This is a genomic window from uncultured Alteromonas sp., from assembly GCF_963976965.1.
In the GTDB taxonomy this organism is placed as follows: domain Bacteria; phylum Pseudomonadota; class Gammaproteobacteria; order Enterobacterales; family Alteromonadaceae; genus Alteromonas; species Alteromonas naphthalenivorans.
This window is the reverse complement of record NZ_CAXBMP010000001.1, coordinates 277,655-297,499: the sequence shown is the minus strand read 5'-3', so window position 1 is coordinate 297,499 and position 19,845 is coordinate 277,655. Positions and strand designations below refer to the sequence as shown.

The window sequence follows — 19,845 nt, the reverse complement described above, 5'->3', positions numbered from 1 at the left end:
TCTTGGTCGTACTTCATATGCGACTTGTCGCACGCTTTGCTAAGATTAGTGACTGCAACTAATAACTAATATTCAATCTCTTAAGCCAATGCATCCACCACCATGCAGGACCCACAAGTAAAAATTGAAGATCTTCTAAAAATGAGGGCTTTTTACCTTCAATTTTATGACCTATAAATTGCAGTATCCACATTACAATAAACAGTGATAGACAGAACAGCCAAACACTTACGCCATAGTAGGCAATCAAATTAATACCACCGAAACAAGCTATGGTAAGCAGTGTCATGGCCGCGCCAATTGGCCCAGACAATTTGAAATAATAAAATAGGATTGGAATGGCGATAATATGCGCCCACGTCACATTGAAATCGGCAATGAAATCGGGCACCGGTACGGCCCAAATAAGTCCTAAAGTGACAAAATAGATGCTGGGCACCGCAATGGCATGAATAAGCACATTGGTTTTATTTTGATGGCTTTCGTTATATTGCAGTAATAGCTTTTCAATCGTTCTCATAGCAAATTCCACTTATTGTTATAATAATTGTTTTATTTTTTTGTTGTGAACATCGTATTAACTAATTAGCGTATGGCCTGCTAACAGCGCATTGACGGCATCGTCGTCGCTATCGAATTTCAAGCCATAATAAACAAAGTCTGATTCTAGCTGGTTATTTTTAACAGTGGCATTCAACGTGGCCTCTTTACCATCAGTTGAATAAACTAATGCAATTTTAGTTTCATCAATGATGACTGGCCATTCAGGCTTAAGAGGTAAGGCTATGCGGCAGCCATCGTTAGAAATATCCACTATAATACCGGTCACATGTTCAGACTCAGGAAAAGCTTCACAGGAGACTTTAACCGCAATACCAGGCTGCGCCCGCTTATTGGCACGAAGGCCTATCGATTCGATTCGACGAGGAAAGCTGGTAATCAACAACCCTGAGGGTTTAGCCAATAATTTGAGTACCTTTACCCTAAACGCTATGACCTGCCCGGCATCGCCTTCCAGTACAAAGCGCACTACAACGTCGTTGCCCACCGTCAATAAGTCTCTTACCACTATCCATTTTGCAGAAGTGGGGATCTGGAATATCATGCAGGTGGCCATTTCCATACCTACATAAGCAGTTTTCACCCGCTTAGGTGCCGTTGGTGTTGTAATTTGTAAATCTACCACTGCACCAGGTGGTAAGGCACACAAATTATCGACGTCTTCTCGGTTAAGTTGACTACTTACTGCATTTTCTGACATGTATTTAAGAACATTCTTATTATACTTACGCTAAATGTAACCAATTTTGTGTCGGCTGACAAAACCTTCTCTATCAGGCATGATGTCGCCATATTTTTTATGATACGAATAATTTTTTATAAAGGTCACCATGAATAACGCTTCACTTCACTACCAATTGTCGATTTACTCGTGGCAACAACATTTATTTGATGTAACGTTAACTGTGCCATCTCACGAATCACAAAGCTTATCGCTCACGTTACCGTCTTGGATCCCGGGCAGCTACATGGTAAGAGACTTTGCCAAAAATATAGTGTCGTTAGCAGCTAAGAATACTGAATCTAACGAACCGATTGCATGCGCTAAGTTAGATAAGCAAACCTGGCGAGTCGACACTCAGGGTGAGGCAGTCACTATTACCTATCGGGTGCATGCCAACGACTTATCAGTGCGTTCTGCGTTTATTAACGACGAATATGCCTTTATAAACGGCACCAGTGCATTTCTTAGCGTTGAAGGCTTTGAACAACAACCATGTAAATTACAAATCATTAAACCCGCGGTGGCGAATTGGCGTGCCTATACCAGTATGCCAATGACTGACGATATGCCAGATAGCTGGGAATATGAAGTGGCAGACTTTGCTGAGTTTATCGATCACCCTCTTTATATTGGGGTATGTAACTTTCACAACTTTGAAGTGGAAGGCGTTACCTTCGAGTTGTTATTCTCTGGCAGAAATAACCTCGACATAGAGCGCATTGCCAATGACTTAACCCCAATTTGTAAGCATCACATGCAGTTGTTTGGCGATCCGCAGCCTATTAAACGTTATTTGTTTATGACCTTGTTGGCAGATACTGGCTTTGGTGGTTTAGAACACCGTGATTCCACCGCTCTACTCTTTCCCCGCTTCGACCTTCCCATGGTGGGCGAAAGCGATACCAAAACCGATGGTTACATTACGTTTTTAAGTTTGTGCAGCCACGAACTTTTCCATACATGGCATGTTAAGCGAATTAAACCAGAGGTAATGGTTAAGCCTGATTTGCAAAAAGAAACGTATACCAACCAACTGTGGATTTATGAAGGCTTTACCAGCTTTTATGATGACGTTACCTTAGCGCGTGTAGGCGCTATCAGCCCACAAAAATACTTAGACATTGTGTCGCAAAATATAACGCGCCTGCTGCAAAATGCGGGCAGGTTCAAACAATCGGTAGCAGAAAGCAGCTTTGATGCATGGACAAAATTTTATAAGCAAGATGCCAGTGCTACTAACGCGATTGTTAGTTACTACACCAAGGGCGGCATTATTGCGTTCGGACTAGATTTGTTACTACGTGAAAAATCAAATAATGAAATCAACTTAGATTTGCTAATGCGTCATTTATGGGATCAGTACGGCCGAGACGAAAAAGGCACGCCCGACGATGTCATTGCCACTTTATGTAAGCAAGATTTTGATATTGATATTTCTGACTATCTTGCTGATGTGGTTTACGGTACAAAAGATGTGCCGTTAGAGAATTGGTTGTCGAACATTGGCGTTGAATTACTCACCCGTACTAAAGTATCAGCTGACGATAAAGGTGGCAAAACAAGCGCCGAGGGTATGAAAAGACAATTGGGTGCTAACTGCAAACCTGCCCCGTTAGGGTTAACGGTTACTCAAGTCTTCGAAGGTCTAGCAGCTGCCGACGCGGGTATTATGGTTAACGATATCATTATTGCCGTAAATGGTTTTGTGGTGAACCAAGCGAAATTACAACGTATATTAGATGCAACAAATACCGGGCAAGTTAGCCTTTCACTTATTCGAGATGGCCGATTGTTAACAGGCGATCTTGATATTAGAAATGCACGAGAAGATGTGTGCAACTTTTCAATAGCGGATGAGCGCAAATTTTCGGCATGGTTGGGGCTTAACTAGCGATTCTTAATTAATCTTTATTAATCTTTGCTTATGTAGATTAGCGCTGTTGAAGAATCGCAAATACGTTTGGATACTAGTAGATACAAAAATGGGCTACCGTGTTGGGTAGCCCTTTTAATTTTAAGGCGATGGCCGGAGCCGTTAGCCTTTTTAGGCGTTCCCGCTCTATTCTGGGGTTCCCACTTTATTCAGGGGTTCCCGCTCTATTCTGGCGTTCCCGACACTACCGTCTGTGGGTCGAGACGCATCTTGCCTAAGTTAATTCGCCAATCTAGGTGTGGGCCCGTTGCTCTACCCGTAGCGCCAATGGTGCCAATCTGCTCGCCTTGCGCTACCGTATCGCCAACTTTCACAGTGATAGAGTCTAAGTGAAGGAAAGTAGAAAAGACGCCCATTCCATGGTCAAGAATTAACGTATTACCTGAATAATATAAATCTTCTGCCAAGGTTACTGTGCCTTCAACGGGCGCGGTAACTGGCGCGCCTGTTGGCCCACCTACATCAACGCCAAAGTGTGGCCATTTTGGCACACCATTCAATACACGCTGGCTTCCGTATACGCCGGTTATCGGCCCTTTTGCTGGCCACTCAAATCGGGTAAACAATGCGTCGGCATCGGTTACTTTACTTCGTGCAATCGACACATTAACGTTGTCTTGCCTAATTCTTTCAAGCACGGCTTTTGGCGGTGTCACCATCTTAGAATCAAGCCCATCTATACGTTGAATGTTGTATTCACGTTTAGTGAGGGTAATATCCCGTACTAATGTGGTGCCATCGGGAAGTTCAACATTAAGCGTGTGAGAAAGGCTTGCATCACGAGGAAAACCAAACACGAATTTGCCTTCGCTATTAAGCGCTAATGTTTCTCCATCAAGGGTAACAATTGCATCAGGGGCAACTTGCCCTCTTATCAAACTCCCTTGTGTTAGGGTACCATTTAGCGTTATCCCATCTTGCTGCGCGTGAACAGCAGTCAAACTACCACTAATCAATAGTAAGGCTGAAAAGCCAGCAGAACGTGCTGCGACTTTAAGTGAGTTAATCACAATAGATTGGATAGACTTAGCACCCTTAACACCCTTAACCCTAGAACTCATTACTACTCCTTTACGCAGCTTCATCACACTTAATTCGCACTAATACCGCACTAGTATAGTGTGTTAGCCAATAGCCGTTATCCGGTTTTGCCTAACACCTTCAAACAAAAAAAACGCCGTAACTAGTCAGACACCATGGCGCCTTTACCCACACCTTCATAAGCCACTACTTGGCAATGATTGTTGGGCGTGCGTTTCTTTTGTTCAACTAACAGATATTGAGCTAAACATTCCACCGTTGAATCTGTGGTGATCACTTCACAATCGGCTTTTGGGATAAGTAACTCAAAATAGCCTTGTGATGATTCGTAAGCAAACGAAAAGTAATCGCTAGGGGTAGCGACTGAACCGGTTATTTTGCGATCTTCGTAGGCTATTTCGTCTTCCGTGGTAGCAATGTAGATATTGTCCCAGCGATTTGCCCAGTAAGCTTGTTCTTGTTCGCTAATTTTACCATCAAGGTAAATATCGATGCGTGAACGATGGCCGTGGGCTATACGCTGACAGTTTCCGTCGTGCTTTTTTAACCCATGGGTATAATGATAAAACGGCGACTCTATAACTTCGGTACGCAGCTTTAAAGTTATGTTATCAACGTTTTCTGGCAAGTGGGTGGCAAGCACCTCTTTTAAGTAAACGCTCACCGATTCCATGGTAACCACATCTGAATACAAAAAGGCATAGGCTTCTGCTGGACAGCGAAGCATGATTTCTCGGCTGTCTTCACAAGTAAAGCGCACTTCAACCTGTTCATTCACGTCATCGTGAATAACTGTTGCGCCCGCATATTCTGCTGGCACAAGCAATTTATGATCGACATATTCATCAATCAGTCGTTTAAGATCTTTTTTAACAATACCAAAATCCTGAACCATACTTTCTTCGTTAAGTTCACCGGTTAGGATTACATCGACAATCCAGCTTTCACCTACCATACCGCGCTTAGGGCAAAGGTAAGAAAAGTCCATTACTGTCAAATCGTTTACAAATAGTTGCATGACACCCTTGTATCGTGTTCGTTTTCTGTTGTTAGTATACGTTTTTTACGTGTTAAACGCAGTGATTAGTCCATAGAAGATTGGCGATTAAGCTGATCTTTTAAATTAGGGGGTATACCACGAATCGTTAAGGTATCGGTGGCAGGGTCGTAAAATACCCGATCGCCCATCAATTTGCGCTCAAAGCTTACCGATACGCCGCCGCCCTGCCCCGTAAATTTCGCGAGTTGTTTTAGCGCAGCGGGATCTGGCTGAATTTCTTTTTCAAGCGGTACTTCCATAGACTGAGTAAATGAAGAAAAGTTGCTGCTAGTTTCTTCGTTTGAAGGCAGCCTATTCGCCAACTCATCTACCGACAAGCTTTCGCCTGCGTCTATTTTTTCTTTGAAATACGTTTTCACTTCTTCACGGTGCTGGTGTTGCTCTTGCGGGTCTAACGACTCACTGGCCAAATAGGCATCTACAGATGAAATCAGCTGCTTGTTTTGCTGCTTTACATCAACCAGCTCTTCGCAGCCAACAAATTGCATAAAGAAGTCAGAAACTTTACGCCCCATACGACCTTTTATAAAGCTGACGTAACGTTGCTGTTCTGGTTGTATATCCCATTGGGTTAAGTCGATGCGAACCGCGAGTTGCATACGTGCCAAATCTAGATGCTCTCGTGCAGACAAATCCAGTGAATTGGTTACTTCAACGTGAGAACGTGTATTTAGCAATGCAATCATTAAATATTGGGTAGCCAAAAACTCGTATTGGCAAAAAATAAGAAAACCTGTTTCTACTGTGCCCGTATCTATTAACGTTTTCACTAATCGCTTAGTGGCTGATAACGAAAAGCTATGAAATTCTTCTTCTAAATTGTCGCCGCCCGCTTTTTTCTGCGCTAGGTAGTTTTTTAGACCTTCTGAAAATTCTGCTACGTCATCAGTGTTTTCTTCATTGCTTTGCGAAACAAAGTGACCAACCCCTTTGCCTGGCTTGGCATTAAAGCTGTGGTTAATCTGATGTGCGAGAAGCTCAATTTCTGGCGTTACTGCCAAACAATTGTCACGAGGGATAGCTTCTATTTTATCCTCGTTATTAACGACTAAACGGTGTACAACAAAGTGATGAATCAGTGCACTCATAGCGATTAGGGTGTCCTGTTGCTTAAAAAATGTCAGAAAAACTAACGGAATTGCGGGATTTTAGAATGAATGATTGTTATCACTCAAACAACGATTATAATCATTTTACGAGTAAAACCATTCTTTTTATCAAAGAAATCATGAAAAAGAGGCGTAACAGTGCCCCAGAACAGTCGTTATACCAATGCTGAATTTGAAACCTTAATGAATAAAGTCATTCTAACCCTCGAAGAAAACGATGCGGGGAGAGATTTATCGCTAATGGTATTAGGTAATGTGATTACCCATATTTTACAGACTCAGGTTAGTCCTGACAAACGCGAAGCCATGGCAGATCAGTTTGCTAATGTGCTCAAGAAGAGTGTTCAAGGTTAAGTAGGCTTTTTTATGATTTTAGCCGAATCTCCTCGCCGCCAGCGAGTGACGAAACTAGTTAATTGGGGCCATTGGTTCGCGCTAGCGAATATAATAATAGCCATTGTTATTGCATCAATTTTTGTTTTTTCTTCACCCATGCCAGGCACGGGCGTGGGCACGCTTTACTTACTGACCAATTGGTTGGGCCATATTGGCTTTATGACCTTTTTTGGCTTTGTCATTTTTATTTTGCCTTTATGCTATTTAGCCACCAACCCAAGGGCAATTAAAGCCAGTGCGTCTATTATTGCAGCGGTTGGGCTTGCCTTGTTAGCATTCGATGCGTTGTTATTTAATCGCACTGGGTTTCATATCAGCTTTCACGCTGCTGACTTGCTTAAAACCGAAGCACAAACACAAATTAGTGAGTTCTACTGGCAACAGTGGGCCTATTTATTCATGCTGTTTTTAGTATGGCTAGGCTTTCAGCTTGTGCTTGCCAATGCCATATGGAAAAGAGTTGAGCGCTTTTCACAGCATAAAATTGGCGTACCGGTAGCCAGCTTTTTCGTGGTGTGCTTTGTCACCAGCCATGCGGTGCATGTATGGGCCGATGCCGAACTGTATCAGCCTATCATCAAGCAAGATAATATGTTCCCGCTGTCGTATCCGGCTACCGCTAAAACGACTATGTCCCGTTATGGGTTGCTTGATTTAGCCGCTTATGAAGAGCGTAAACAGCTGCAGTTTAATACTGATATTCATAATATTAACTATCCTGCGGAACCGGTTTATTGCTCTATAGATTCCGGTATAAACATGACAGTGATAGTGCAGATTGATGATGCCCCTATTTCTGGTATCGACACACTTGGGCTTAATGCGTTAGAAAACTATCATTCTACCGCCAGTAGTTTACGAGGGTTGATTACTACCACCTTGTTTGGTGTGCCAGAAATTTACCAAGACTCATTAAGCCAAAAACGCCCTGTGCTACTAGCCTTGCCGGTTGGTCTAGGAATGCCTGTCTCTACTCATTTTGATGAAAGTTTGCCTGACGATTTGTTTAAAAGTTATCGCCAGCCCCTTTCCAACAATCACAATGGCTTACACATAGCATTTTTACCTGCATCTGTGATTGAGGGCTATGTGACGCAAGATATGCTGCAGTCCAACAAGGTGATGATTGCTACCGGTTACGGTAATGAGAGTTCACAAGGCATGCTGTACAATAACATGTCGCTAAGTGCTGATATTGCGAGCACTGAAGATCTGGCGCCAACGATTATGAATGCCCTTGGATGCGCAGCTCCTACTACCTTCTATTCCACAGGTCAAAACTTGTTGAACCCTAGTCGTAAATGGCTAGTAAGTACCTCTGGTGAGCGTATTGTGGTGTTCCACAATGGCAAACGTACTGATGTGCTAAGTAACGGTAGTTACGAAATTACTGACGTTGCTACAGGTAAGCGCAGCAATGCTCCGCTTAACGTTGATTTATTAAGCCAAGCCATCAAACACTTATCTCGGTTTTCTAACCAAAACTAAGATGTTAAAGGCGCCAAATTAGGCGCCTTTTTTGTATCTTTTCAAATTCTTTTTTATTCCACACCCAATGTAAATACTGATTGAGTACTGCACGGTGTTCTCTTCAATCTAGGTTCCCTCATCATGAACAGTAGTGTTCGCCAGAATGAAGCCAAATGCGACCTATACGCTACTGGGAACAGGTATATCGTTCAAAGAGGTGACTTGTGTGACATTTTCTAATTCAGCATTGGGCGGCGGGGCTTTGCTGGAAACATAATAACAGTGAGATAAATTGACTTCTTGCCCTGCCTGTATATCTCGCCAACTGTCACCAATCATGATACTTAAAGGTAGTGAAATAGAATGTTCTTCTGCGGCCTGTATTAGCATGCCCGGATTAGGTTTGCGGCACGCACACTGTTTTTTGTAAGTGCCAATGCCATGTTCTGGATGATGAGGACAAAAATACACAGAAACTTCACCAATTCCGGCTTGGTAAAAGTCTTGCTGAACCGCGCTCATCAATGCCTTAAAATCATCTTCAGAATACAAGCCTCGTGCAATGCCCGACTGATTGGTAACGATGATAATTTTATAGCCCGCATTTTCAAAACGCGTTATTAGCGAGAATATGCCGTCTACATATTCAAAATCTTCGTACCGGCCCACATAACCATGATCGACATTTACAATGCCATCACGGTCTAAAAATAAGGCTTTAACAGTGTGTGAACCCATGTTGTGCTATCTCTTCAACTGCATTCAAGCGGTTTCTGGCATTTTTAGCCAAGCTTGAACGCGAAAATCAACGGTGACGTGGTTTAGCTTTTCAACAATGACAGCCAACCTATCCGGAGGTAAACGCCAGTAATAAGGCGTCATTTTTATCAACGCGATTTTCTGTTCATCGTTATCGAAATGCAAAGGGTAATTGACGGTTTCATCCAAAGTTTGTTCAAAACCTACCCGCTGCTCTTTTTCTACAGCATGTTTTGCGGGGTTGTCATATACCAGCGACTTTAACTCGAACAAATGCATGGGCGCAGGGTCCACGGTAAGCAAGAGCCCACCCGCTTTTAACACCCGTGCATACTCTTCACTGCTACCGGGGGCAAAAACTTGAATTACAACATCTTGCGTATTTGATTCAATGGGCAAATCAAAGCTACTGGCCACAACAAATTGCTGCGATTTATACGCTTTCGCTGCTAATTCCACCGCAATTTTCGCAATATCACTACCACTGCCAGAAGTGTTAATACCGTTGGCTTCTAAACCGGTTACTAGGGCGTTTAAATAGCTCCCTTCCCCGCACCCTGCATCGTAGATTGCAAGCTCTTCTTTCCCATTGATACTGGCATTTTCACGCTTGCGTGAATCGGTGTAATACTGTGCCACTATATCGGTCATGCGTTGCTTTAACGGCCCATAACCATTGAGGTCGTGGAACTCTCTTCGAGCGCGAACCATACTTTTGTCGTCACCAGGTGACTTAGAGTTTTTAAATTGGACGGGAAGAAGGTTAACGTAGCCTGCTTTCGCTTTGTCATAACTATGGTTATTGCTGCATTGGATGACCGAGGCGCTAATATCGATTGGGCTTCGGCAAAGTGGGCATTGCCACATAAAAAAGAGTCCACTGTAAAACTGTCTAATACTGGCAGCGAGTTTATCAAACTTCGCTGCCGGTGTCGTGACTGCTTCAGCCTTGATACTAGGTTGTGAAAGTGTTTAAGGTAAAGTAAGGCTCACACAATAAAGCATGGCTATAAATCAGCCAATGGATGGGCTTCATTGGTCCAGGGTGAGTCAAAGAAGGATGCAACCACCTCTTCTGGCACATCTTCCACTCTCTTGTACTTCCATTTAGGCGATAAATCTTTTTCTATTAGCAATGCACGTACGCCTTCCTGAAACTCTCCGTGTTGACCACAGCGACAAGACATAATAGCTTCCATACGAAAGCAATCAGCCAAAGATAGTTTGGCGCCACGTTTGCACTCTTCAAATACTAAATGCGCCGTTATAGGCGACCCTTTAGCCAATGTAGATTGTGCCCGGCTTAACCACTTATCTTCGCTTACATCTGCTGATAATAAATTATTCACCACATCAGTTACATTATCGGGTTCACACCACTTCTCGATAACGGCTCGGTGAGATTCTACATTTGCTACAAGCTCATTTTCTGGCGTGTTAAGGCCGTTTAAAATACTGGTAACTTGCCCGTTAAGTGACTCAGATTTATCATCAAGTTTCCACGAGAAGCTTTGCAGTGCATCAAACATGGCGGGCTGTTGATCAGACGCCACTAATACATCAGCTAATTCTACGTAACAGGCGTCTGCCCCATTCATTTGTACACCGGTTAGTCCTAAGAAAAGGCCAGTTTTGCCTGGTAAGCGTGGCAGAAAATAGCTGCCTCCTACATCAGGATATAACCCAATGGTTATTTCAGGCATAGCAAGACGTGACGTTTCGGTGACCACACGATGGCTTGCACCACAGATTAACCCCATTCCACCGCCCATAACGATACCAGAGCCCCACACAATAATGGGTTTGGCGTAATGATGAATTGTATAATCGAGGGTATATTCAGTACGGAAAAAAGAGGCTAGAAAATCAGGAATTTCGCCATTCGATTCAAGCATTGCATTGTACATAGAGACAATATCGCCACCGGCACAAAATGCTTTTTCCCCTGCCGCTTTTAATACGACACAAACAAGATCGCTTCTATTTTCCCATGCTTGGAGTGCGTCTAATAACAAACTCGCCATTTCTAAATCTAACGCATTTAGGGCTTTGGGCTTATTTAGGGTAAGCACGCCAATCGTATGCCCTGACTGTGTTGCGATTTCTTCAACAATCACTACAGATTTTGTATGTTCCACTTTTTACTCCTTGTAGCATCAGCAATTCTTTTTCATCAAGCCTGTTATCACAGAACGCTATTTTCATCGCTTAGCAAGCGCCTTCCGATGATAACTCGCATAATTTCGTTTGTGCCTTCCAATATTTGATGTACCCGCACATCTCTTACGTGACGTTCTAACGGATACTCTTTGATATAGCCGTATCCACCATGCAACTGTAACGCGTCGTTACACACCTTAAAACCCACATCTGTGGCAAATCGTTTCGCCATTGCGCAATAGGTACTGCTGTCGGCATGTTTACTATCAAGCTTACTGGCTGCCATTCTCACCATTTGACGGGCAGCAACCAATTCAGTTGCCATATCTGCTAATTTAAATTGCAACGCTTGGAAAGTAGCAATGGGGTTTCCAAATTGCTCGCGCTCAGTGAGATACTGCCTGGCCACATTAAGCGCTTGTTGCGCCGTTCCTATGGAGCATGTTGCTATATTAATTCTCCCACCATCTAACCCCTGCATAGCCATTTTAAAACCTTGGCCTTCATCACCTAAACGACACGACGCATCAATCTTTACGTTGTCAAAAGTGATCATTCTGGTTGGCTGGGCATTCCAGCCCATTTTCTCTTCCGCTTTGCCGTAAATAATACCGTCGGCATCAGCGGGAACAGCAAACGCACTGATCCCTTTTGGGCCGTCACCACCGGTTCTAGCCATTACTACTAATACGTCAGTACTGCCTGCGCCCGATATAAACACTTTTGCGCCGTTGAGCACATAGCCATTATCTACCGGCGTAGCTTTAGTTTTCAATGAAGCAGCATCTGAGCCAGCACCGGGCTCGGTTAAGCAATAAGAAGCCAGTTTTTCCCCTGATACAAGTACTTCACACCATTGCTTTTTAGTCGCCTCTTGGCCCCAAGTCGCAATCATCCACGTGGCCATGTTGTGAATTGTCAGCATGGCGGTAGTGGTGGTGCAACCCATGGAAAGCTGCTCAAAAATAATAGATGAATCAAGGCGCGATAATCCCAGCCCGCCTTCTGATTCGGGGGTATATAAACCACAAAAACCTAGTTCACCCGCTTTTTTAATGGCCTCAACGGGAAAGTGATGGTCTCTGTCCCATTGTGCTGCATGGGGCGCAAATTCCTGCATCGCAAATTGACGAGCGGTTTCTTCAAAGGCGAGTTGATCATCTGAAAGGTCGAAATTCATATTACTTGCTCTTCTGGGTAATAAATTGGTGATGTATCATGCCTGTATCAACTAGAACACAAGCATTGAGTAGTCAGTCGTAAATACAGTATCTAACAACTTACCTTCACGTAAACGTAAACGTCAAAAATAAATAAAATTAATGTAAAATAATTGTGACAAATACAGTTATACATTAATCTAATTTTCAACTCCCCTTGCCTTAAAATAATAAATAAAGACATATAGTTAGAAAGTTAAACTTACGGCTAATGCACTTTACACCCAGCGCTGATAAGCTATGTTTATTAAAACACTACTATACTGACACCTCTTGGATTATCGGATTGCTATTGTTGAAGATAACGCAACTGCGCGCACGACGTTGCGGGGGCACCTCCTGCCCATTGCAAAATTAAACGTGAGCAGTTTTGGTTCAGGTGTAGAACTTAAATCGGCGTTACGTAAGCAGCATTTCGAACTCATCATTATGGACTACCACTTAGGCCAAGGAAGAACAGGAGTGGAATGGGTGCAAAGCCTTAAAGAATCAGGTTTTATTCGCCCTAGCACTGGCCTTATTTTTCTTACCTCCGATCGTTCTCCGCAAACCATCGGCCGCATAATGGATTTGCAACCTGATGCGTTGCTTATAAAACCTTACACGATTGCCTCATTGTCTCGTCAAATTAAGCACTATTTGAGCTATCGCAAGTATATTGAGCCCGTGTTACGGGAAATGGATAACAAACAACGCCCTTCTGCTATCACACTGTTACGTAAAAAATTGCGAGAAGGCGTACCACCAAGGCTAGCGTCTGATGTAGGTAAACTTTACGCCAAACTCTTGTTTGAAAACGAAGATATTTTACATGCGATGCGTGTATATGATGATGTACTCACGCGTTCAGATAAAGTACTTTGGGCACAGTGGGGCAAAATTAGGTGCCAATATGCGGCGGGACTATGGCCCGATTGCCAAGACGAACTTACTGGTATGGTAACTTCAACCCTAGCGCGAGACAGCGCGTTTGAATGGCTTGCCTCTCTATCTTTTGAGCAAAAGTCGTATGAGCAAGTAGAGACCTATTTAAGCCAGATAAAGTTCAGCGATCTTAGTTTACCCGCTGCTAGGTTAAAATCTCTCGCGTATCAAAAACAGGACAAGGTGGTAGAAGCCATAGATCTGCTCCAAAAAAAGCGCGCTATGCATCGAAGTGCCAAAGACAGATTTAACGATTTCACCTTCGAATTGGCGGAGTTTTACTTATTGCTAGCAGAAGAAGCGCCTAGTACCAATCGAGAAGAAAGCTTAAGCCAAGCTCGTAAGTTAGTTGGCTTGGCAGGTCGCAGTCAAAGTGATCGCCAAGTATTGCAAAAAAGAGACTACCTACTGGCCTTTTCAGCCATTTTAGAAAGCGAAGATCAAAAAGCCGCTCACTTACTTGAAAGTGACTACATGGATGATTACTTGCGCACCGAGCCTTCGATGCTAGTGATTGCCGCAAAAGTACATCATGGTTTGGGCGAGGAAGGTAAAGCTAGCCAATTACTTGCCCTTGCAAAGCAGAAGAATGCCGAGCTGCAGATCATCTCAGAGCAGGTTGCTAACGACGATCTTATTTTTAGTGGTGGTGAGCGCCTGGGCCTTAATCATGACCAGGCAGTTATGCTAAATGAAACCGGTACACAGTTGTTTATGAACAAACAATACTTGCCGGCAATGAAACATTTCTATGATGCATTGAATTTATCGCCAGAAACGGCAGCATTCGGGCTTAATTTATTGCAGTGCATGATTGAATCAGACACCGCCGTTTATCGCAAATACGGAATTCGCAAACTGCTTCGTGTTATTGCTGATATGGCACTTTCAGATAGTAATCATAATAGGCTCACCCAATTAAACCTAACGGCCCAAGCTAATGCAGAAAAGCTAATAGCCCCTGCTATCAACGAAGACAACAAGCACCATTAATCGTTAGGTATAAACTGACCAAGTGTGCTCATACCGATGGTATGTTATTTCAAACGCATTAGTAGGCTTGATGTATCCCAGCGATGGCCACCCATTTTCTGAACGTCGCCATAATATTGGTCGACCAAGGCCGTTAGCGCTAATGTTGAACCATTTCGACGCGCTTCATCAAGGGCAATAGATAAATCTTTTCGCATCCAATCTACCGCAAAGCCATAGTCATAGTGATTTTCGAGCATGGTAGACGCACGATTTTCCATTTGCCAAGATTGTGCAGCGCCTTTACTGATGACATCAATCACCGCTTTACAATCTAATCCTGCTTTTTGACCAAAATGAAGTGCCTCCGCTAGCCCTTGAACAATACCGGCAATGCAAATTTGGTTCATCATTTTTGCTAACTGACCACTACCACTTTCACCTAGCAATTGACTGTGTCTAGCATAAGCAGAAAAAACAGCTTCAGCACGGTCAAAAGCCTGTTGTTCTCCACCCACCATAACGGTAAGCAAACCATTTTCAGCACCGGCCTGGCCGCCTGACACTGGTGCATCTAAAAAGGCGATAGACTGCTTTTGACATAGTGAAAACATTTCACGCGCTACTTCTGCCGACGCGGTAGTGTGATCTATCAGTAGTGTACCCGGCCCCATCGTACCTAAGGCTTGGCTGGCAACGTCTTTAACATCGTTGTCGTTACCTACGCACATCAACACTATATCAGCATCTTTTGCGGCTTCTGCTGGGGATAGGGCAAGGGCGCCCTGAAACTCTTTAACCCACTTATCTGACTTCGCTTTTGTGCGATTATAAACAGTAACATCGAAGCCTGATTTTGCTAGATGCCCTGCCATGGGGTAGCCCATCACGCCAAGCCCTAGAAAACTGACTTTTATCGATGCATTATCGATAGGTGAATCTACAGATGAAGACGTTGTAGTTGTATTATTTGACATAGTGTAACTCTCTTCATAACTGATTATACTGAAGCGAAGTGTAACAAACTTTCTGATAACTAAAACAAAACAATAACTAAAATAAAGAGAAGCGCTATGAGCATATATACTCACCAAGTGGTTAGAAACAATGGCGAAGCTATTGCTATGTCAGACTTTAAAGGCAAAGTATTACTTATCGTTAATACCGCCAGTAAATGTGGTTTTACTAATCAATATGAAGGTTTAGAAAAACTCTATAAAGCATATAGTCCGAAGGGCTTCGAAATATTGGCATTTCCTTGCGATCAATTTGGTCACCAGGAACCGGGCTCAGATGATGATATTGCTCAATTTTGTAATATGAACTTTGGTGTTTCTTTTCCATTATTTAAAAAAACTGACGTTAATGGAACGCAAACCCATCCTCTTTACGTTGAATTAAAATCACAAGCACCTGGTTTACTTGGCTCTAAACGCATAAAGTGGAATTTCACTAAGTTTCTTGTCGATGCTAACGGAAACGTGGTTAAGCGTTACGGCCCAACCACGAAGCCGAGTGAAATAAGTAATGATATTGATGGACTCTTGAAAGCCTAAATTATTAACGTTTGATGAAGAGGGAGTGCAGTGTAATGAAAGTCGCGTTTTTTAGTGCCAAGCCTTATGAAGAAACTGTTTTTAAGGCAGCAGCCTTGAGCTTAGAAAAAGCCTTGAGCTCAGAAAAAGCCTTGAGCGTAGAAAAAGCCGAGGGCATTCCCCCTATTTCCTTTACTTATTTCCCTCATCAACTCACCGCTGAGACTGCCTTGCTTTGCCAAGGCTACGATGCAGTCTGTGTTTTCGTCAATGATGAACTTAACGCGAAAACTTTATATATTTTGCATGAGGCTGGCATCAAGCATATTGCCCTACGCTGCGCCGGTTTTAATAATGTTGATATCGCAACAGCCCATGAACTCAATATCAGCGTATCGAGAGTACCTGCCTACAGCCCGGAAACCGTGGCTGAACACACGTTAGCACTCATTCTTACCCTAAATCGCAAGACACATAAAGCCTATAACAGGGTAAAAGAAGGTAACTTTGAATTAAGCGGTTTACTGGGTTTCACTTTACACAACAAAACAGTAGGCGTGATAGGTACAGGGCGTATTGGCCAATCGGTGATCCGAATTTTGAAAGGCTTTGGTTGCAATGTCTTATGCTACGACCCCTACCCTAATGAGCAACTTAAACAAGAAGGCGTAGTTTACACGTCACTTGAATCGCTTTTTAGCCAAAGCCACATTGTTACTCTTCACTGCCCGCTTACTGAGCAAAGCTATCACCTTATCAATGAGTCGAGTATTGCCCTAATGCCCAAAGGCGCCATGCTGATAAACACATCACGTGGCGGATTGATTGATGATAAGTCGGTAATCAATGCGCTAAAAAGTGGGCATTTAGGGTATGTAGGTTTAGATGTTTATGAGCGAGAATCAGAGTTGTTTTTCAGTGACCACTCACAAGATATTATTCAAGACGACGTATTTCAGCGCTTACTCACGTTTCCCAATGTATTGGTAACTGGGCATCAAGGCTTTTTCACCAAAGAGGCTTTGAGTGAGATTGCCACCATTACCCTAGATAACTTACGCTTCTTTGCCGGTGACTCTAGCCTGAACGTTAACAACAATATGGTTCAGCACATAACTTAAGGGGCTTATTTTAAGAGGCTTGGCTTAACGGGTTAAAGCTAATGAGCATAGAATCAAGCACAACGCTTAAAGAAAATAGTAGAAAAGTAGCAATATTTGCTACTTTTCCAACACAAGATGGAAGTACTTTCCTAACCACATAAACGGTTCTGTTTGGTTATAGGTTCGTTCTAGGTTTACCAACCCTTCAAACTGGGTAGTTTGATGTTCTGGGTTCTTCAAGTAATCATGAAAACATCGTATGCCAGTTTTCGCTTTTACCGTAAAACCAATAGACTCACAAAAATCGCTGGCTTGTTTAGCCGGTAACGGATTTTTAGGGTTAAGGCGAACTTGGTTCCTGACTTTCATACCTTGCGCAATGTAATCAAAATTACCGTAAATGGCGTTAGTCATTAAGTTTGCATCACGGTTAAAAAAACTCAGGCTTAATATTGCCCCTTTACGCATGTTGTCATAGAGAAACTGAATAGCTTGGTAGGGCTCATTCAACCATTCCAATACCGCATGGCACACTATAAAATCAAAGTCTTCCATATTTTGAATATCTAACAAATATTGATGTTGAATACTCACGTTTGGAAACGTTTTTAAATTGTCTTTGGCATGAACTAATACATCTTCTGATCCATCAGTTAACAGTACACTATGTCCTAGCGATGCCAAGTGAGCGGCCATCACACCTGTGCCGCCCCCCACTTCTATCACCTTTTTAGGCTGTATGTTGTCTGATACTTCAACAAAAGGCGCTAACGCCTCACAAAGCATAATTTGCCTAAGTTTCCCTTTTGTCGTGCCATAGATGTTATCGGCAAATTTTGCGGCTATACCGTCAAAAATATGATCTGATTTTTCTGTCATGCTGGGTTTGGAATATCAATAAAAGTCACGTCTAGGTTAAACTCGATTTGAATGTGCTCACCTAATGCCTTCACGCCGTAGCGTTCAGTGGCATGATGACCCGCCGCAAAAAAGCTAATACCCATTTCACGCGCCGTATGAATAGTTTGTTCAGACACTTCACCGGTAATAAACGCATCTACCCCTGCCGCAACAGCTTGTTCGATAAAGCCTTGACCTCCGCCTGTACACCAAGCAACGGTTTTAATAGCTTTATTATCATCACCTTCCGCTAATACAGCTCGTCCTAACTTATCAGCTAATAGCTGCTGTAGGTCATGCTGAGACATTGGGCTTTCGAACTCCCCTTGCATAACCACACCCGTAGGTTTTACGCCGCTTAGGGCTCGCACATTGTCAATATTAAGCAGTGTCGCAAGCTGTCGGTTATTCCCAAACTCGGGGTGAACATCTAACGGTAGATGGTATGCGTATAAATTAATATCGTGTTCAAGTAATGCCTGAATGCGCTTTTTCTTCATGCCGGTAATTGCTTGCGACTCGCCTTTCCAAAAATAGCCATGATGCACCACGATGGCATCGGCATTTTCTGCAATGGCGGCATCAATCAAGGCTTGTGAGGCCGTAACCCCTGTTACTACACGTTGAATTTCTGGCTTGCCTTCAACTTGCAGACCATTAGGGCAGTAGTCGCTAATCTCATGGGCTCTAAGTGTGCCATCTAGATAGCGTTTAAGTTCAAGGTTACTTACTGACACAAACACTCCGGTTAACTGTTATACAATCAGTTCAACAATCATGTTGAACCTATAGAATTGTTAAGCATTATACTAATTTTGAACGACTACTGCCGTCCTTTCTTTTTACACACGCCAGCTACCATTCCCCGGTCTTATTTAAAATTTCCGTAATGGACTTTGCAATTTCCCAGCGCGGTGTATCACTTGAGTTACTCAGTATAATTATTGCGTTTTTACTGTCTGGATATGTAAGCACTAGCGATTTGTACCCACGAACACTACCTGGATGCCTCGCGACTTTCCCATATTCATTCTCATAAACCTGCCAACCTAGTGCCATGTATATTTCACCCCACGTGGTTTTTACTTGTGGCACTAACATCGCATCGAAGGATTGCTTATCTAAAATGACAGGAGCGTGGTTAAGCGTGAGCGTAAGCCATTGGCTTAAATCGTATACATTAGCAATGAGGCCTTCACTGGGGTTAAAAGCTAAGTCATAGGGTCGCTGCTCAAGCTTGTCTATTAACTTTCCCCTGTAGGTTGGGTGCGTTTCAGCGAAATTTTCATTTGAGCCATCATAAAAATGACTTTTTCTGATTTTTGCTGGCTTAAAAATATTGTCATAGATGAAAGCGTCATAGCGCTGACCACTAACTGAGAGAATGATCTCACCCAACAGATTATAATTAGTGTCACTATACACAAAGCTGTGACTTTCAGACTCTTCGGGGACAGCGCCTCTCACCAATTCTAAATAACGCTTCAGCGATCTACCTTGTTTAACACTCACAGGCCTAATAACGTCCGTTAAGCCTGAAGAATGGGTGAGTAATTGCTTTATAGTAATTTGAGATTTTTCAAGCTGGGGGATGTATAAACCCACTTCGTCATCGAGGCTTAATTTTCTTCGCTCTACTAATTTCATTATGGCTTGCGCGGTGAAAAGTTTAGAAATTGACGCAGCCCTGAATAGCGTTTTATCCGTTGTGGGCTTGGTTAACTTCTCATCTAGGTAGCCGAAACCTTCAATATAACTGACTTTGCCGGCAGTAATGACCGCGACTGCCATTGCGGGAATAGCAGACTCACCTCGAACTTCATCCAAATACTGAGTCAGCTCCTTATGACTGCCCGGTTCGGCGGAAATAGCATTTACTGAAAAAATGAATAGTGTTGAAATAGTAAAGTTACGGCATATATACCCAAACGCGTATTCAGTATTCACAAAGGGTTTCCCTACTCATAGCCAAAATTAA

At 43.0% G+C, this 19,845-nt stretch carries 19 protein-coding genes; 6 read left to right on the top strand and 13 right to left on the bottom strand.

What is annotated here, in order from left to right:
* Positions 1-58: 58 nt before the first annotated feature.
* Both AAC006_RS01280 and AAC006_RS01275 read right to left on the bottom strand, forming a co-directional pair.
* On the bottom strand, positions 59-520 hold the full coding sequence (locus AAC006_RS01280) for an Mpo1-like protein (protein ID WP_013784028.1): 462 nt from the start codon (positions 518-520) through the stop codon (positions 59-61).
* A gap of 57 nt (positions 521-577) precedes the next feature.
* Entirely contained in the window at positions 578-1,261 is a 684-nt protein-coding gene (locus tag AAC006_RS01275; RefSeq protein ID WP_338454215.1) for a PilZ domain-containing protein, read from the bottom strand.
* Between the two features lie 130 nt (positions 1,262-1,391).
* On the opposite strand from AAC006_RS01275, the gene AAC006_RS01270 reads away from it, so the two are divergent.
* Positions 1,392-3,176 (top strand): PDZ domain-containing protein, encoded by a 1,785-nt coding sequence (locus AAC006_RS01270; RefSeq protein ID WP_126872303.1) that lies wholly within the window; start codon positions 1,392-1,394, stop codon positions 3,174-3,176.
* A 206-nt stretch (positions 3,177-3,382) separates the two neighbouring features.
* Here the strand turns inward: AAC006_RS01270 and AAC006_RS01265 are convergent, their stop codons facing one another.
* From AAC006_RS01265 to yejK, 3 genes are all read right to left on the bottom strand, one after another.
* Entirely contained in the window at positions 3,383-4,279 is an 897-nt protein-coding gene (locus AAC006_RS01265; protein WP_208805568.1) for a M23 family metallopeptidase, read from the bottom strand.
* A 122-nt stretch (positions 4,280-4,401) separates the two neighbouring features.
* The gene (locus AAC006_RS01260) at positions 4,402-5,277 is read right to left on the bottom strand and encodes a 6-carboxytetrahydropterin synthase (protein WP_338454218.1); all 876 of its coding nucleotides are present in this window, start codon (positions 5,275-5,277) and stop codon (positions 4,402-4,404) included.
* Between the two features lie 65 nt (positions 5,278-5,342).
* Positions 5,343-6,407: a nucleoid-associated protein YejK gene (gene yejK / locus AAC006_RS01255; RefSeq protein ID WP_339890540.1), complete on the bottom strand. Its 1,065-nt coding sequence runs from the start codon at positions 6,405-6,407 to the stop codon at positions 5,343-5,345.
* A 159-nt stretch (positions 6,408-6,566) separates the two neighbouring features.
* On the opposite strand from yejK, the gene AAC006_RS01250 reads away from it, so the two are divergent.
* Positions 6,567-6,782 (top strand): DUF1414 domain-containing protein, encoded by a 216-nt coding sequence (locus AAC006_RS01250; protein ID WP_013784021.1) that lies wholly within the window; start codon positions 6,567-6,569, stop codon positions 6,780-6,782.
* Between the two features lie 12 nt (positions 6,783-6,794).
* On the top strand, positions 6,795-8,312 hold the full coding sequence (locus tag AAC006_RS01245; RefSeq protein ID WP_339890537.1) for a DUF3413 domain-containing protein: 1,518 nt from the start codon (positions 6,795-6,797) through the stop codon (positions 8,310-8,312).
* Between the two features lie 162 nt (positions 8,313-8,474).
* Here AAC006_RS01245 and AAC006_RS01240 read toward each other — a convergent pair whose 3' ends face one another.
* From AAC006_RS01240 to AAC006_RS01225, 4 genes are all read right to left on the bottom strand, one after another.
* Positions 8,475-9,032 carry an HAD family hydrolase gene (locus AAC006_RS01240; protein WP_339890535.1) on the bottom strand — a complete coding sequence of 186 codons (558 nt, stop codon included), beginning with the start codon at positions 9,030-9,032 and terminating at the stop codon, positions 8,475-8,477.
* A 24-nt stretch (positions 9,033-9,056) separates the two neighbouring features.
* Positions 9,057-9,920 carry a putative RNA methyltransferase gene (locus AAC006_RS01235; RefSeq protein ID WP_339890533.1) on the bottom strand — a complete coding sequence of 288 codons (864 nt, stop codon included), beginning with the start codon at positions 9,918-9,920 and terminating at the stop codon, positions 9,057-9,059.
* Positions 9,921-10,060: 140 nt separating this feature from the next.
* Positions 10,061-11,191: an enoyl-CoA hydratase/isomerase family protein gene (locus tag AAC006_RS01230; RefSeq protein WP_339890532.1), complete on the bottom strand. Its 1,131-nt coding sequence runs from the start codon at positions 11,189-11,191 to the stop codon at positions 10,061-10,063.
* A 47-nt stretch (positions 11,192-11,238) separates the two neighbouring features.
* On the bottom strand, positions 11,239-12,393 hold the full coding sequence (locus AAC006_RS01225; protein WP_339890531.1) for an acyl-CoA dehydrogenase family protein: 1,155 nt from the start codon (positions 12,391-12,393) through the stop codon (positions 11,239-11,241).
* Positions 12,394-12,706: 313 nt separating this feature from the next.
* Between AAC006_RS01225 and AAC006_RS01220 the strand changes: the two genes are divergently transcribed.
* Positions 12,707-14,350, top strand: coding sequence for a response regulator (locus tag AAC006_RS01220; RefSeq protein WP_339350545.1), 1,644 nt, complete (start codon positions 12,707-12,709; stop codon positions 14,348-14,350).
* 44 nt (positions 14,351-14,394) lie between these two features.
* Here the strand turns inward: AAC006_RS01220 and AAC006_RS01215 are convergent, their stop codons facing one another.
* Positions 14,395-15,306: an NAD(P)-dependent oxidoreductase gene (locus AAC006_RS01215; RefSeq protein ID WP_126872310.1), complete on the bottom strand. Its 912-nt coding sequence runs from the start codon at positions 15,304-15,306 to the stop codon at positions 14,395-14,397.
* 96 nt (positions 15,307-15,402) lie between these two features.
* On the opposite strand from AAC006_RS01215, the gene AAC006_RS01210 reads away from it, so the two are divergent.
* Complete coding sequence (locus AAC006_RS01210; protein ID WP_013784013.1) at positions 15,403-15,885, top strand: glutathione peroxidase; 483 nt, start codon at positions 15,403-15,405, stop codon at positions 15,883-15,885.
* Positions 15,886-15,920: 35 nt separating this feature from the next.
* Positions 15,921-16,985, top strand: a complete 1,065-nt coding sequence (locus tag AAC006_RS01205; protein WP_013784012.1) for a 2-hydroxyacid dehydrogenase — start codon at positions 15,921-15,923, stop codon at positions 16,983-16,985.
* 99 nt (positions 16,986-17,084) lie between these two features.
* On the opposite strand, the gene AAC006_RS01200 is transcribed toward AAC006_RS01205, so the two are convergent.
* The 3 genes from AAC006_RS01200 to AAC006_RS01190 all read right to left on the bottom strand — a co-directional run bounded on the left by AAC006_RS01200 (position 17,085) and on the right by AAC006_RS01190 (position 19,814).
* Positions 17,085-17,846, bottom strand: coding sequence for a methyltransferase (locus tag AAC006_RS01200; RefSeq protein WP_013784011.1), 762 nt, complete (start codon positions 17,844-17,846; stop codon positions 17,085-17,087).
* Positions 17,843-18,604, bottom strand: coding sequence for a Nif3-like dinuclear metal center hexameric protein (locus tag AAC006_RS01195; RefSeq protein ID WP_339350541.1), 762 nt, complete (start codon positions 18,602-18,604; stop codon positions 17,843-17,845). Before AAC006_RS01195 ends, AAC006_RS01200 begins: the two co-directional genes overlap by 4 nt.
* A 118-nt stretch (positions 18,605-18,722) precedes the next feature.
* Positions 18,723-19,814 carry a serine hydrolase domain-containing protein gene (locus AAC006_RS01190; protein ID WP_339890528.1) on the bottom strand — a complete coding sequence of 364 codons (1,092 nt, stop codon included), beginning with the start codon at positions 19,812-19,814 and terminating at the stop codon, positions 18,723-18,725.
* Positions 19,815-19,845 lie beyond the last annotated feature (31 nt).